This window comes from Roseivirga sp. (assembly GCF_965216855.1).
In the GTDB taxonomy this organism is placed as follows: domain Bacteria; phylum Bacteroidota; class Bacteroidia; order Cytophagales; family Cyclobacteriaceae; genus Roseivirga.
The window spans coordinates 3,207,285-3,221,632 of the sequence record NZ_OZ244204.1; the positions used below are offsets into that span (position 1 = coordinate 3,207,285).

Here is a 14,348-nt window from a genome sequence, read left to right on the forward strand (position 1 = left end):
TTGTGCGAAATCAAGAGCAAAAAGCTGACACTATTTTTCAAGGCTTGGGATGAGTCCCTTACATTTGCACCAGAATTTCCGGAATGACTCAAAAGACTCTTCTACTTCTTTCATTCATTTTATGTTTTCAATGGGGTTGGTCTCAATCAGCTGACTCATCCAATGTGAATGCGGCTGATACCATTCAATATTGGAAAAACGGTGGTTCTTTTAACCTGAATGTACAACAGGTAGGCCTTACCAACTGGGCAGCAGGGGGTGAGTCTTCTCTAGCCCTGGGCGCGATTGTTGAAGGTTTTACCAATTACGAACGAGAAGAAGTAGTATGGGAGAACCGGGCGAAAATCGGATATGGTGTGATTCGAAACGGAGACAATACCAACCGATTCGAGAAGACCGATGATGCCGTTATCCTTACCTCCAAATACAGCCAGAAGTTTAGTGAGCAAATTCTAATGACAGCAGCCATTAACTTCCGTACCCAGATGGATGAGGGTTTTAAACTGGAAAACGTACAGGGACAAACTGAAAAACGGAGGGTACTGATCTCTGACTTTATGGCACCAGGTTATTTACAGGCTTCGCTGGGTTTAACCTATAGACCAGACAACCTTGGGCTGACGGCCACTCTGGCTCCCTTTACCGGTAGATTTACCTTCGTGCTGAATGACTCTTTGGCTACGGCCGGATCTTTCGGGGTTTTGGCCGGAGAGAGAATCAGATCAGAAGCAGGTATTTCCTTAACGGGGACTTTTGAGCGCACTTTGATGAAGAATGTGGAGCTGAAAACGGCATATAACTTCTTCTCCAACTATGAGAAATTCCCGAATACGGTAGTCAATATTGAAGCCGGACTCAACCTCAAAGTCAATGACTTTATTCAGTCGAAAATCAACTCTCAGCTAATCTATGATGATGATGTGAAAGTGACCCGATCGGATGGCTCACGGGGCAGGGACGTACAGCTTAAGAATGTGATTACGGTGGGTTTCGTGCTGAAATTCTAGAACTCCGGATCTAAGCCCAGTTTTTCCTGTAAGTCTCTCAAGGCTGGATATTTCTCTTTCAGGTATTCGAATTTTTCTCTGTCTGTGTAGCGCATTTTCTCACGCTTAATTTCCACCACTTCTGAGGCCAGGGTAATGTGGTCATTCTCCAGCTTGTCTCTCAAAAACTTCAGTAGGTCGGCTCTGAATTTCTCGAAGGTAGATTCCAGCGCTTCATTCGGAATGTTTACAATAATCTGATGCTCATTCCTTCTGAATTTCTCTTCCAGAATCAATACCTCATGGTGCTGGCTTTTCGCTTTGAATCCGGCTGTAAATTCCTGCCATACTTCGAGCAGTGACTCTTCGCTGTATTGCTTTGATCTGAGCTGAATATTGGTCTCGCTCTCGTCACTCTTCTCTTCCTCCTTGGGCTTATTGATTTCCTGCTTCAGGGCACCAAGGTCTGTGGGGATAGCCATGGTTTTGCCGCCAAGTGGTTTCCTCAGTTTAGGCCGGCTAACGGTATTTTTTTCTTCCTGTACAGGGGGAGTTTCTTTTACCTCAACTTCTGGTTCGGGTTTTTCAGGCGAAGGAGTAGGGGGTGTTTCCTGATGCTCAGTAGCTTTAGGTTGTTCTTCAGGCTGCGTTAGAATTTTTTTTTTGATGAATCGTCTGAAACGTTCACATCGGCCAATTGTAAGGCACTGCTCAGGTGAGCCATCTTCAACAGAGCCAATTCTACATGGAGTCTCTGGTTTTTGCTTCCCTTGTACTGAATGTCACATTGATTGGCAATGTTCAATGCAGTCAACAGGAAAGACATGGGTACTTCGTTGGCCTGGGTTTGGTATTTAGCTTTCACCACATCAGATACCTGGAGTAGCTGGATGGTGGCATTGTCTTTACAAACCATCAGATCTCTGAAATGACTGCTGAGGCCTACGATGAAGTTATGACCATCGAAACCTTTCTTCAGAATCTCATCGAAAATCAGAAGGGTTTCAGAAGTATTCTGGCTCACCAGGGCCTCTGTCATTCTGAAGTAATAGTCATAGTCCAGAATATGCAGGTTGTCGATAGTGGCCTTATAGGTCACTTTCTTGCCATGGGAGAAAGTGACGATCAAATCGAAGAGGGAAAGAGCGTCCCTCATGGCACCGTCTGCTTTCTGAGCAATCAGGTTAAGCGCCTCATCTTCTGCCTCAATGCCTTCCTTTTGGGCAATCATTTTAAGCTGCCCTGAAATGTCAGAAACTTCAATTCTGTTGAAGTCGAAGATTTGACATCTGGAAAGGATGGTAGGGATTACTTTGTGTTTCTCAGTAGTAGCGAGAATAAACACTGCATAAGATGGTGGCTCTTCCAGGGTCTTCAAAAAAGCGTTGAAGGCCTGGTTAGAGAGCATGTGCACCTCATCTATGATGTACACCTTAAACTTACCTTGCTGAGGAGGGTAGCGTACCTGATCGATCAGGTTTCTGATATCATCTACTGAGTTATTCGATGCAGCATCCAACTCGTAGATGTTGAAGGAATCATTGCCCAGTAGCGGATTGTCAATGGATTGTTCGTTGATGAGGCGTGCCACAATTCTGGCACAGGTAGTTTTACCAACCCCTCTTGGTCCACAAAAAAGAAGTGCCTGAGCCAGTTGCTGGTTGTCAATAGCATTCTTCAGTGTAGTGGTAATATGTTCCTGGCCTACAACCTCCTCAAAACCAACGGGTCTGTATTTTCGGGCCGAGACAACGAATTTTTCCATTGCCGCAAGATATAAACTTGAGCCAGATGTTGGAAGCTCTTGCTTTAATTTTGAAAAAAATGAGTGAAAAGAATTGAGTCAGTCAGTTCTTGCGGCATCAACCCGAATAGGTGATGGTGTAGATAATGGCAGCCAGGAGGAATAGAGCGAAGACGATCAGAGCGATGAGGAGGTTAGATCTTTTATTCATGACGGGGTCTTAATGATCGAATGAAGGAGTAAAATACAATATATTAATCAATTGAGTGGAGGCGGGTTCTAAGTCAGGGCTCTGTTTTTCCATCTTGAGAGCAGTCGAAAGATCGACCTGAGCTAAGGATAACTTTCAACGGACGTTAGTACGGAACAAAAAAGCCTTTACCTTTGTAATCCTTTTGCAGATGGCAAAATCTCAAGCTCCTTCGCTGAAGCTCCTTCGCTGAAGCTACGGAGCTTGAATAGGGGCCGACTGGAATTGACAGTAGGTGTAATGCAAGTGTAAGCATGCAGGGAGTTGTTAGTATTTCCCTTAAATAAAACTTTCATCCTTTTAATTGGCGAAAGACAATACGCCCTTGCTGCCTAATCAATAATTAGATAGCAATGTGTCTCTCTCTCCCCACGTCCTGCCGGGAGGGAACCGAGACATCATCATGCAGGACTGGTGCTGGTAGGGTCGTGATGCCGGCATAAGATTAACCGCGGATAAGGTTCGGATCAGGATGGTTGCTGTCCTTAACGAGCTCGAAAACTAATCAGCAAATAAGCATGTAGAAGGCACTTAGTGTTCCTTAGCTGGACGAGGGTTCGAATCCCTCCGGCTCCACTCCGCCCTCCGAAGCTTTATCGTAGGAGGGCTTTCTTGTTTTTATACTTACCTGACTTTTGTTGTTTCTTCCAACAGGCTTCGGTGGAGAATCTCCACAGGTTGATCTGCATCGATTTACTTTATTCGATAGTTATCACATAAGGCTTCAGCGACAGCGTATGGAGAATCTTCATTAGGTTTTCTTGAATAATATGTCTTTTAACGGGCTTCCGTGAAAGTTCTTCACAAAGCTTCTCTAGATTGGGGTATGCACACCGTTTACATATTGCGTTGCTCCGATGGCCAGTTCTACACCGGATGCACTTCAAATTTGGAGGCCAGATTGAAGAGACATCGCAATGGGGAAGTAAAATCTACCAGCTACAGGCGACCCTTGGAGCTTGAAACCTACATTGTATTTAAAGACAAGTACAGAGCTTTTGCCTTTGAAAAGTATATTAAATCTGGTTCTGGTATAGCCTTTCGAAATAAGCGCCTGATTTGATGTCTATAAGCTCATGATCCAGGGCTCTCAGTATTGGAGTAACAATTATTCTGACTTAACCATCTTACCGGTTCTATAGCAGCGACTCTTGAAATCAGAAATCTCCCTGCTGAGTTTTTGATTGGCCTTTTCCAATAACTCATTTTGGGTTTTCATAATTGTTAAAAGGTCATGCATGGCATTAAGGTTCTCCAATTGGGTATAAACGATCTGCTCTAGGTCTGCTTTGGTGTATGTTTTCATATCTTTTAATATTTGTAAATAAAGATACAAAATATGTATTAAATAATACATATAATGTTGAATTTATTTTGATTTCAAAAATCAAGAGATAAATACATATTTTTACATATGTAATTCATTATATGTTAGATTATCAACCTTATGAGTGATAAAATCAAAATCAATAGGCTGAAAGTAGTTTTAGCGGAGAAAGAGGTTTCGCAAAAGCAATTAGCTGAAATGGTAAACAAAGCACCAAACACCATCACGCGTATTTGTAATAATGATAGCCAACCCACCTTGAAACTTCTTAGAGAAATAGCCTTGGCACTTGATGTAGACATTAGAGAGCTGTTAGTACCAACTAAGGAACGAATGTCCTTGATATAAGAACGTAAATAGGTTATTATGCCAATTCTTGAAATTGTAAAGTCACTTTGTAGCTATTGAATCACTTAACCCAAATATTTGAAAGGCTCGGCCTTTCTGAGGAAAATGGTCTGTACATTACCGCAAATGGTAAATGGAGAGGGCTCTTTTCAAATCGGGTTGAACGACTAATTACCAACGTGATAAAACCTGATGCGCTTTTTTGCATTGACAAAAAGCCTTTCATTCTTTTTTTCGAGGGGATTGAAAGCAAGCAAGAAAAGCTAAGGGAGATTTGGAACTTCAATGAATCCCCAGTTGTGATTATTACCCAAGCGGATACGGTTGAAATCTATAACGGCTATAATTACATTTACAGCGAAGAAACATTACAGCAGTTCGGGGCAGAAGACCAACTATCCGACTTTAGCTACTTTGAGCTTGTAACTGGTAAAACCTGGGAACGACACCAGGCCGATTTTAGCTACGATAAGCGTATTGACTTTCACCTGCTGGAGAACATAAAGGCAGCCCGAAACCTGCTCCTATCCGGCTCGGAACCGATCACTAAAGAATTGGCAAATTCCTTAATTGGAAAGGTCATTTTTGTTCGTTATCTCATTGACCGCGAAATCGGAATTGACTTTGAGCAAAAAGGAAATTCGCGGACTTGGACAAACGATGAGTTTTGTACTCTACTCAATGACAAAGTGCAGGTCCAGGCATTTTTCAACTACTTAAAGGCGAAGTTTAACGGAGACCTTTTCCCAATTAGCGAGGATGAAATGGACCTGATTCCCGATCGTTGTTTTTCAGTCATCATTGACCTGCTTTCCGGAAATCAGGTTGGAACAGGGCAACGTTCTCTTTTCAACCTGTATGATTTCTCCATTATCCCGGTGGAGTTTATCAGCAACGTGTACGAACTGTTCATAGGTCAGAATGAGCAGGAAGAACAGGGAGCATATTACACTCCGTTGTTCTTGGTCGATTACATATTAGCTGAAACGGTAGAAAATAGATTTCGTCAGTTCCCCGAAACCACCACCTGCAAGGTGCTCGATCCTGCATGTGGTTCGGGAATTTTCCTGGTAGAGACACTACGAAAGATCATCGAGCAGTTTCAGAAAAACAACCCCGGTTTCAATGCCAATCCTGAATTATACAAGGAGAATTTAAGAACACTGGCTTGCGAAAATATATATGGTGTAGATAAAGACCCAAGCGCGGTAAATGTGGCTATTTTTTCCATCTACCTCACTTTGCTCGATTACCAAAATCCCTCTGACATTGAAACGTTTAAGTTTCCACCACTTTTGGAGAAAAACTTCTTTGCTGCCGACTTTTTTGATACCGAAGCTGGTTATAATACTTTATTCAGTCAATTTGAATTTGACTTTATTTTGGGTAACCCACCTTGGAAACGGGGACAAGGTGAAGGGAACAACCCCTTGTTTGTTCAATACATTACCGATCGAAAGCGGAAAGAAAAGGGTGGGGGAGAAATCGAAATAGAAATCAGTAATCGGGAAATAGCACAAGCCTTCGTTTTCCGTGTAAGTGATTTTTGTGCTAACACTACAAAAATTGCGCTCATTGCAACCAGTAAGATATTGTATAACCTGAATGCCAAGGGCTTCCGTCAATACCTGCTTGATCGTTTCATTATAAATAAAGTCTTTGAGCTGGCTCCTGTTCGGAAGGAAGTTTTTGACAGATCGAACGATAGGGCGGTAGGGCCAGCTACTGTGCTGTTTTATCAATTGTGCGGGAAATCTGATACAGATTCTAATGTCGTTGAGCATATTGCTCTAAAACCAAGCAGATTCTTTTCTCTGTTCAAGGTATTTACCATTCAGCGCAATGACTATAAACAGGTAAATCAAAGACAACTCAAGGACTTTGATTACTTATGGAAGGTTCTTGTTTACGGAAGCTATTTAGATTTCAATTTGATTCGAAGATTAAAGGAAGCATTTCAATCTATTGGTGAGGTAATCTCTGATGATAGTGAGTTTTTGATTGGACAAGGTGCCATGGTTGGAGGTGGAGATGAAAATGATGCGACTCATTTGATGGGTAAACCCTTCCTAAATTCAAGAAGGGATATTTCCGCTTTTTGGGTTAATCCACAACCGAATGAGACTTGGCAGTTTGCAACGGTGCATAGACCAAGGAATCCACTACTCTATCAAGCTCCGATGCTATTGGTAACCACTGGCGTAACAAATACACTAAAATCAGTTTCGGCTGTTTGCGAGTGTGATGTTGTGTTCAAACACGCGCTTACGGCTATTAAGGCGCACAAAAAGAAGGATTTGAACATTTTGTACGCAATTGCTGGCTTGATCAACTCCTCGATGTTCGCCTACTTTAACCTTTCGACCTTCAGTTCATCAGGTATAGAAAGAGAACAGGCTCATGATGTAGAAAAGTTCAGCGTTCCCTATGTTCATTCTGAAAAGGTAATCGAAATAGCTTCTGATATTCATCAACTAAAGAAAGAAGCATGTTCACCAAATAACGTTCTGACCAACCAAAGCGCAGAAAGAGAAATTGAAACAAAGATTTCGGAACTGGATAATGCAATATTAGATGCGTTTTCACTCTCTCCTCAAGAAAGGGATGTTATTGATTATTCAATTGATGTTGCAATCCCAATTCAAATGCGACACTCCAACCATGGGGTTCTTTTTGAACCCATGATTTCAAGAGATCAAATTTTATTCGATTACATTAACCTATTCACAGACAGACTTAACCCCGCTTTTGAGAAGAAACGCAAGAAGATCGCTGTTGAGGTAATACTGACAAAGCAGATTGTAAGCATGTTTTTTACACTGGCTGGAATTGAGGATAATGTGACAACAATAACTTGGGCTAATTCAGATAACGCCTCAATCCTTAACAAATTGATTGCAATCGGCACCGAAAAAATTACTGATCGGCTTTTCATTCAAAAGGATGTTCGAGGATTTGAAAAGAGCGGATTTTACATCGTAAAGCCCAATGAAAAAAGGCTTTGGCACAAGGCCATTGCCCAACTGGATGTAAATGAATTTGTCGATGCCATGCTCACCACCGGAAAAAACAAAACGCTTAATGTTCGGTAGGTTAGATGCTTCAAGTTTCAGTGATTCCGTTCGCTTTTATCATGGGGAGTTTGAAATTATCCTTTCAAAGGTTACTGCTTGTTACCACTTAATGCTTTCCGATGGTGTTCTGGTACCCAACGATGAAAATAGGATAAGGGATAGTCTTCTGATTGATTACTTGCGAAATCCAAACGTTTTAAGGCAAGTTGGTATGCCAGAAGTATTGTTTGACAGAGAAACCCTAGAAGATAATTCTGTCGGTCGAACCGATATCCGCATTATTTCACCTGACACTTTCACAGAACCAAAGGCATATTACATAATTGAATGTAAGCGACTTGATAGCGTGAATACTACCGGAAGAACAGGGCTTAATGCAAAATATATAGAGAACGGAATTATCCGTTTTGTCACCAAACAGTATTCATCATATTACCGGGTAAACGGCATGATCGGTTTTGTAGTAACACCTTTGGATATTCATGCTAACACCGATTGTATAAACACATTACTCCAAACATCATTTTCCGAAGCCAACACAAACAGAAAAATCACGCAAGCAAATTTCATAGACGGTTTCGAGTACCATTATTCATCCTCCCATTCGGATAGCGATAATGTGCCTTTGGATATTTACCATCTGATGTTTGATTTCAGTGGAAGTATTATTTCTTAGTTTGATAGATATCTTTTCCTCGCTTTCTTGATCCCACCCTTCTTTGCCCATTTCTAAAAACACGCCCTATCGGGCACTTATTTTTAGAAAAGTGCAAGCCCTTTGCTTGTGAAGTCCGCCCGCTTTGCCGCTTGTGGTGGCATGGCATTTACACCACCTTCCGTTTATAGGCTCAAAGCGAAGCCAAAAGCTTTAGCGTAGGAGGGCTTACTCATTCCTCAAAACATGCGATGGATTAATTCTGGCGGTTTTGATGGTTTGATAGCCAATGGTTACCAGGGTAACCAATATAGCGGCAAGTCCGGCTATGGCCAGCAATGGCCAGCCAATAGCGATTCGATACTGATAGTCTAAGAGCCATTCACTCATAAAATAGTAAGACAAGGGCAGGCCTATCAAAAGCGAAACACAGATTAAACTCAGTATGTCTTTGGAGATCAGCACCATCATAGAGGATATGGAAGCACCTAAGGCTTTTCTGATCCCTATCTCCTTAGCACGGTTAGCAGCCATAAAGGAAATAAGACCAAACATGCCCATACAGGCGATAAGAACGGCAATGCTGGCAAAGGTGATAAAGACCCGTTTCAATTGAAGCTCAAAACTGTACATCTGCTGAAAGCGATCGTCCAAAAACTGCAAATCAAAGGGTAAGCCAGGGTTAAACTCTCCTAAGGTAGTTTCCATAAAGGAGATGGTTTCCCTCACATTGTTTCCCGAGATTTTGGCCAGTCCAAAGAAGATGCGAGATGGATTATAGAGTAGGACAAAGGGTTCTATTTTGCGCTCCATAGACATGAAGTGAAAATCTTCAATCACCCCCTGAACAGGGGCTTCTACTTCCGCTATGGTAATGTTCTGACCAATAGCCTCTTGCGGAGTCCAGCCGAGGAGTTTGGCTGCTGTTTCATTAATGATGTAGCTGGGTTTTATTCCTGTGGTATCATACTGTCGGAAGGGAATGGCTTTTACATTGAAATCATCACCGGCCAATAGATTCATGCCCACCACATCCATAAAATCTTTATCTGTGTAGAGGCAGTAAATGGCTTCTTCATCACCCATTGTATTAATCTTCATGGGGTGCGCTGACCCTACATGTACGGGAGTGTTATGACTAAAGCCTACCCGCTCAATATTCGGGTTGGTCAGCAGGGTGGTTTTGAATGTCTCCAACTGATCTCTCATGGCCCAGCTGTCAATAATAAAGCGAACCACATGGTCTCTTTCAAAGCCTATGTTTTTGTTTTGGATGAAAGAGAGTTGTCCGTTCACCACCAGAGTGGCGACAATGAGAAAGGCGGAGATGGAAAACTGAAAGACCACCAGCACCTTCCTTAATTGATTGCCCGAATTCGAGCTGCTGAACCTGCCCTTTAACACCGTAATAGGTTTGAAGTTGGAAAGCATCAGGGCCGGATATGACCCTGCCAGCAGGGTAATGACCAGGCTCAGTCCCAGCAGTTGAATTATGAGTCGGGAGCTGGTTATTTCAGAAATGGTAAAGTTCTGATCTGCCAAAACATTGAAATAGGGAAGAAGCACCACTGCCAATGCAAATGACAACAGCAGAGCCATAAAGACGAAAATAAATGACTCACTTAAAAACTGATAAATGAGCTGTTTGCGTTGGGCTCCGATCACTTTTCTGACCCCGACTTCTTTGGCCCTATGCATAACCCGGGCCGTTGCCAGGTTGACGTAATTAACACAGGCAATGAGCAGAATGAGGGCGGCAACGGACATGAATATGTACACATACCGAATGTTGCCGGGTTTACCCAATTCGTATTGGAGACGCATCTCTGATTGCAGATAGATATCTCCGAAATTCTGAAGCATGATAGGAAATGGTTCTTCACCAATCTGCGATTTCAGTTGAGTATTGATCATGCTGGCCGCTTTTGCTTCAAACTGTTGAACATCAACCCCAGGTGCTAATTGTAAAAAGGTGTAGAAACCATCATTGGTCCATTGTTCATCTAATGTCCATGGTACATCGCTGAGTTGTGCAGCATAGTCCATTTGTATCAGCGAGTTTTTGGGAAAAGGAGCCAATACGCCTGTGATGGTATAGGTTCTTCCGAAAATGGTCAGGGTCTCTCCAACCACATCAGATTGGCCATATCTGGCAATGGCTTCTTTTTCAGAGATGACCAATGAAGATGGATTGGTAAATACCTGATCTTTGTCGCCATAAAGCAGAGGGAAGGTGAACATCTTGAAAAATGCGGGCTCCAGGTAATGTACATTGGCAATGTAGGTTTCCTGATTTACCTGAAATGTTCGGCTGCCTAATACAATCAACCGGGCAGAGGCAACTATTTCATCCTCAAAACTCCTGTCGAGCAGGGCACCCACTACACTTGGTACAAAGGCTTTTTCGCCATCCGTGATTCGATAGATCTGATCTTTGTTTTCATGAAACTTGTCAAAACTCAATTGATGCTGAACATACATGCTGATGAGGATGAAACTGGTCAACCCTACCATGAGTCCGGCTATGTTGATGAATGAAAAGGATTTATGTCTGACAGCATTGCGAAATGCTATTTTCAAATGATTGGTGAACATACCCATGTTGTTTGTTGATTTTTGAGAATTGGTGAACAGGCGAAGTCGATAGGCTCGTATAAACTTGAAAACATTGAGCCAGTAGAGCCTTTTTGCCTTTGCCGGACCATATTGCTCAACATGGTACTCGAAACGCTCAAACAGGTCTCCGAGAATCTCTTCCTGAAATTCTTCCTTACAATAGAATGAGAGGAAGCGCTCTGCTAATTTGGGAGGATGGGCCTTCATTAAGTCTTGTTTTCAAATACGAAATCAGGCATTTGCCCCCATAAATATTGTCTGGCCTCTCGTGCTTCTAATAGGGCTTCTTTACCGGTGTTGGTGATGAGAAAGATGCGCTTTCTTCTTCCCCCGCGTTGATCTGAGGCACCACCCATTTCCGACTTAACAAAGCCTTTTTCTTCCAGGCGATACAGGGCAGTATGCACTGAGCTCATATTAACCGACCGGCCCAGCTCTGCTTCAATGACGTTGGTGATTGACATGCCGTATGCCTGACCATGCTGTACGGCTACTATTAAAAGTACTGTTTCCTCAAACTCGCCTAGTTGATATTTTCTTGTCATTCCTATTAGTTACGGATTCGTAAAACTAATAGAAAAATAATTACTTACCCATTTGTAAAAGATATTATTTTTAAAGACGGCTTTGAAGCACGTTAGGGGCTGTTTAGGTCTCCGATGGATTCAATCGCTTCCATTCTCCCATGGCAATTTTGACCTCTCCATAGGTATATTCATCGCCCAGTTGACTTTTGATTTCGGTGAGACTACTGGTTTCAGGAGTGATAAGACTTAGGATATTATTGAGTTTTTGCTCGTCCATCAGTTCTGTGGCTTTGATCTCCCCGGTCTCTACATACAGACAGAGATGTCCTTCAATGGTGGTATAGGCGAGGTTTCTTTCATCAGCAATTTCTGCGATGCTCTTGCCTTCCTTGAACAGTCCAAAGCTAATCTCCCGGGTAGGTGTTTTGTCTTTGAGCTTAGGTGTTTTGGGAATGATGGTTTCTTTGAGCAAGTCCTGAACATCCTGCTTAGTCGGTGTTTTGCCTTCAGCGAGCATTTGTATCAACAGCCTCGATCTGAGTAGGGCCATTTGTTGGGCAAAGAGCAATTCCTTCAGCTCCTTCAATTCCTTGCGGTAGCTCTTAAGCCTGGTCTTGTCTTTCAGGTTTTTATCGTGATGGCTGATAGACTCATGAGCTGTTTGTAGCAAGGGCTTAAAGTAGTCGCAGGCTTTGTCTACCCTTTCGGCCAGTTTGTGGAGGTCTTGTTCTTCATAGATGATTTTATAGGCCTGACTTTGAAAACCTCTCCCTACCTTTTCCATGGCAAGAATGGGCTCGGATAACTCCTGTGTCCAGCTTAGGAATTGCTGCTTAATGGAGCGATTTTCCTGCTTGTCGAATCCTGATATATGGATTTTCAGTGACAGAGCCAGTTGTCCAAAGTCGAAGTGTCGCTTGATGAGTTCATAGAGGTAGTCTTTTCGGTCATTCGCCAGTCGGTTCGAAAGTTCTTCCAGGCTGGGTTTGGCTTCATTAAAAGCTTTCATGGATGAAGCAATGTCGAACCCTTCGGTGGAGATTTTAGAAGAGAGTACCAGTCCATCCAGCGAGGTCAGCCTGGACAAGGCCACATAGACCTGACCCTGGGTAAAGGCACCGGAAAGGTCGAGGATGGCTTTCTCGAATGTCAGTCCCTGGCTTTTATGCACGGTGACAGCCCAGGCCAGTTTAATGGGGTAATGGGTGAAGCTTCCCATCAGCTTCTCGTCAATTTCATTCGTGTCCTTGTTCAAGGAGTAGCGCTTGTTCTCCCAGGTGTAGTAGGGCACGGCTACCTCTTTGCCATCTTCAAATTGTACGCTGATAGTGCCGTCAGTCAGTTTAGAAACATGGCCTATTTTTCCATTGAAAAACTCTCCCTGCCCGCTGGGGTCATTTTTGATAAACATCACCTGGGCGCCTTCTTTCAATACCAATTGTTCTGAAAGCGGATAGGCATTTTCCGGAAAGTCCCCGGTAATTTCAGCTTTGAATGTATGAGTCGGAGTGTCCAGTGCAGCCAGCCGTTCCTGATTTATACTGTCTGCTTTTCTGTTGTGCGTAGTCAGGTGTATATAGCCATCTTGCGCTTCCTGGTCAATATTTGGCCGATAGTACTGGTTCAGGAATTCGATATCGTCCCGGTTTTGTTTATTCTCCCTAAAGCGATTGAGCAGGGAGATAAACTGGTTGTCGCTCTGACGGTAAATTTTCTCCAGCTCCAGATGAACCAGTGGCTGACTGGCCAGGGCTTTGGCTTCGAAGAAGTAGGAGGAACGATAATAGGTTTTGAGGAGGTTCCACTCATCATCCTTGACCACAGGAGGTAATTGCAGTAAATCTCCGATGAACAGAATTTGTGCTCCACCGAAGGGAGTATTCTTTTGCCTTCTCAGGTGCCTGAGCATATGGTCTATGCAGTCCAACAGGTCTGCTCTGAGCATACTCACTTCGTCTATAATCAGCAGTTCCATTTCCCTGATCAGCTGTCTCTTACTACTGTTGAATCTGAGATTGGAGAACAGATTGTAAAGTGTGGTCACCTGTACATTGACATCGGGAGGAACTATGCGTTCGGGCAGAAAGGCCCCGAATGGAAGTTGTAGCAAAGAATGCAGGGTAACTCCTTCTGCATTGATAGCGGCTATACCGGTGGGAGCGGCAACAATGGTCTTTTTATGGGTATGCTGAACAATGTACTTGAGAAAGGTAGTTTTACCTGTACCGGCTTTACCTGTAAGGAAAATATGGCGATCGGTACTATTGACATAATCGGCTGCTACCTGGGCAATATCGTTCAGCTTGTCGGTCATATTGATTTGTAAATTATCAATTTACTTATTAAATATTTTAATTTAAAAATAAGAATTGGCTTATGTTCGCAAACTGCAGATTTTAGCTTGTACAGGCAATGAATTCGCAGATGATCTATTCCTAAAGGTTCTGGTTAGGTTGCGTTACCTTTGTGGTGATTATCTTTATGGCTTTGATGATAGCCTTAATGGCCTGATATGAAATGTTCCAGTGGTAAATATCAATACATGAGTGAGGATCTGGCAGAGACTGCCCTGATCGATCAGCATATCTACAAAGGCTTTCTTCCGCATGAAGGTCCACAGAACGTCTATGAGTGCCAAACCTGCGGATACTGGCATCTTACTTCAAAAGCTCCCTCACGCAATGAGCGTTTACAGGAAATGATTGACTCGGGAGAGATGAAGAGAAAGCAGGTAGCCAGCCGCTGGGAAAGAGGTTTCTAAAAAGTAATATGGATTGCTTTTGCCTGCCTGAGGAATTGACTAAATTTTGAGTCAATTTAT

General features: G+C 42.9%; 12 protein-coding genes and 1 other RNA gene. 7 read left to right on the forward strand and 6 right to left on the reverse strand.

The annotated features are described in order from the left end of the window. The first annotated feature begins 83 nt into the window (after positions 1 to 83). Positions 84 to 1,007, forward strand: a complete 924-nt coding sequence (locus tag ACOOEY_RS14245; RefSeq protein ID WP_420385393.1) for a DUF3078 domain-containing protein — start codon at positions 84 to 86, stop codon at positions 1,005 to 1,007. Here the strand turns inward: ACOOEY_RS14245 and ACOOEY_RS14250 are convergent. After that, positions 1,004 to 1,468: a hypothetical protein gene (locus ACOOEY_RS14250; RefSeq protein WP_420385394.1), complete on the reverse strand. Its 465-nt coding sequence runs from the start codon at positions 1,466 to 1,468 to the stop codon at positions 1,004 to 1,006. The two genes, ACOOEY_RS14245 and ACOOEY_RS14250, sit on opposite strands and share 4 nt — an antisense overlap. Before the next feature lie 167 nt (positions 1,469 to 1,635). Further along, complete coding sequence (dnaX, locus tag ACOOEY_RS14255) at positions 1,636 to 2,751, reverse strand: DNA polymerase III subunit gamma/tau (RefSeq protein WP_420385395.1); 1,116 nt, start codon at positions 2,749 to 2,751, stop codon at positions 1,636 to 1,638. A 440-nt stretch (positions 2,752 to 3,191) separates the two neighbouring features. Between dnaX and ssrA the strand changes: the two genes are divergently transcribed. Together ssrA and ACOOEY_RS14265 are read left to right on the forward strand one after the other, a co-directional pair. Beyond that, positions 3,192 to 3,559: a transfer-messenger RNA gene (gene ssrA / locus ACOOEY_RS14260) on the forward strand. 211 nt (positions 3,560 to 3,770) lie between these two features. Beyond that, positions 3,771 to 4,043 carry a GIY-YIG nuclease family protein gene (locus tag ACOOEY_RS14265; RefSeq protein WP_420385396.1) on the forward strand — a complete coding sequence of 91 codons (273 nt, stop codon included), beginning with the start codon at positions 3,771 to 3,773 and terminating at the stop codon, positions 4,041 to 4,043. Between the two features lie 45 nt (positions 4,044 to 4,088). On the opposite strand, the gene ACOOEY_RS14270 is transcribed toward ACOOEY_RS14265, so the two are convergent. Next, positions 4,089 to 4,286, reverse strand: a complete 198-nt coding sequence (locus ACOOEY_RS14270) for a hypothetical protein (RefSeq protein ID WP_420385397.1) — start codon at positions 4,284 to 4,286, stop codon at positions 4,089 to 4,091. Between the two features lie 141 nt (positions 4,287 to 4,427). Here ACOOEY_RS14270 and ACOOEY_RS14275 point away from each other — a divergent pair, with 141 nt between their 5' ends. From ACOOEY_RS14275 to ACOOEY_RS14285, 3 genes are all read left to right on the forward strand, one after another. Then, a complete protein-coding gene (locus ACOOEY_RS14275) occupies positions 4,428 to 4,655 on the forward strand; it encodes a helix-turn-helix transcriptional regulator (RefSeq protein ID WP_420385398.1) in 228 nt (75 codons plus the stop codon). Positions 4,656 to 4,954: 299 nt separating this feature from the next. Then, positions 4,955 to 7,747: an Eco57I restriction-modification methylase domain-containing protein gene (locus ACOOEY_RS14280; protein ID WP_420385399.1), complete on the forward strand. Its 2,793-nt coding sequence runs from the start codon at positions 4,955 to 4,957 to the stop codon at positions 7,745 to 7,747. Then, the gene (locus ACOOEY_RS14285) at positions 7,737 to 8,405 is read left to right on the forward strand and encodes a hypothetical protein (protein WP_420385400.1); all 669 of its coding nucleotides are present in this window, start codon (positions 7,737 to 7,739) and stop codon (positions 8,403 to 8,405) included. The genes ACOOEY_RS14280 and ACOOEY_RS14285 overlap by 11 nt, the downstream gene beginning before the upstream one ends. Before the next feature lie 207 nt (positions 8,406 to 8,612). Here ACOOEY_RS14285 and ACOOEY_RS14290 read toward each other — a convergent pair whose 3' ends face one another. The 3 genes from ACOOEY_RS14290 to ACOOEY_RS14300 all read right to left on the reverse strand — a co-directional run bounded on the left by ACOOEY_RS14290 (position 8,613) and on the right by ACOOEY_RS14300 (position 13,841). Continuing rightward, a complete protein-coding gene (locus ACOOEY_RS14290; protein ID WP_420385401.1) occupies positions 8,613 to 11,207 on the reverse strand; it encodes an FtsX-like permease family protein in 2,595 nt (864 codons plus the stop codon). Continuing rightward, positions 11,207 to 11,545, reverse strand: a complete 339-nt coding sequence (locus ACOOEY_RS14295; RefSeq protein WP_420385402.1) for a PadR family transcriptional regulator — start codon at positions 11,543 to 11,545, stop codon at positions 11,207 to 11,209. The genes ACOOEY_RS14290 and ACOOEY_RS14295 overlap by 1 nt, the downstream gene beginning before the upstream one ends. Positions 11,546 to 11,648: 103 nt before the next feature. Beyond that, positions 11,649 to 13,841, reverse strand: coding sequence for a helix-turn-helix domain-containing protein (locus tag ACOOEY_RS14300; RefSeq protein ID WP_420385403.1), 2,193 nt, complete (start codon positions 13,839 to 13,841; stop codon positions 11,649 to 11,651). Between the two features lie 198 nt (positions 13,842 to 14,039). On the opposite strand from ACOOEY_RS14300, the gene ACOOEY_RS14305 reads away from it, so the two are divergent. Continuing rightward, a complete protein-coding gene (locus tag ACOOEY_RS14305; RefSeq protein ID WP_420385404.1) occupies positions 14,040 to 14,288 on the forward strand; it encodes a hypothetical protein in 249 nt (82 codons plus the stop codon). The last annotated feature ends 60 nt before the right edge of the window (positions 14,289 to 14,348 follow it).

What these genes read in the sequence shown, in the direction of transcription:
- ACOOEY_RS14300 (WP_420385403.1), bottom strand. Translation starts at nt 13,841, where the DNA reads ATGACCGACAAGCTGAACGATATTGCCCAGGTAGCAGCCGATTATGTC.
- ACOOEY_RS14270 (WP_420385397.1), bottom strand. Translation starts at nt 4,286, where the DNA reads ATGAAAACATACACCAAAGCAGACCTAGAGCAGATCGTTTATACCCAA.
- ACOOEY_RS14290 (WP_420385401.1), bottom strand. Translation starts at nt 11,207, where the DNA reads ATGAAGGCCCATCCTCCCAAATTAGCAGAGCGCTTCCTCTCATTCTAT.
- ACOOEY_RS14305 (WP_420385404.1), top strand. Translation starts at nt 14,040, where the DNA reads ATGAAATGTTCCAGTGGTAAATATCAATACATGAGTGAGGATCTGGCA.
- ACOOEY_RS14245 (WP_420385393.1), top strand. Translation starts at nt 84, where the DNA reads ATGACTCAAAAGACTCTTCTACTTCTTTCATTCATTTTATGTTTTCAA.
- ACOOEY_RS14295 (WP_420385402.1), bottom strand. Translation starts at nt 11,545, where the DNA reads ATGACAAGAAAATATCAACTAGGCGAGTTTGAGGAAACAGTACTTTTA.
- ACOOEY_RS14250 (WP_420385394.1), bottom strand. Translation starts at nt 1,468, where the DNA reads ATGGCTATCCCCACAGACCTTGGTGCCCTGAAGCAGGAAATCAATAAG.
- dnaX (WP_420385395.1), bottom strand. Translation starts at nt 2,751, where the DNA reads ATGGAAAAATTCGTTGTCTCGGCCCGAAAATACAGACCCGTTGGTTTT.
- ACOOEY_RS14275 (WP_420385398.1), top strand. Translation starts at nt 4,428, where the DNA reads ATGAGTGATAAAATCAAAATCAATAGGCTGAAAGTAGTTTTAGCGGAG.
- ACOOEY_RS14285 (WP_420385400.1), top strand. Translation starts at nt 7,737, where the DNA reads ATGTTCGGTAGGTTAGATGCTTCAAGTTTCAGTGATTCCGTTCGCTTT.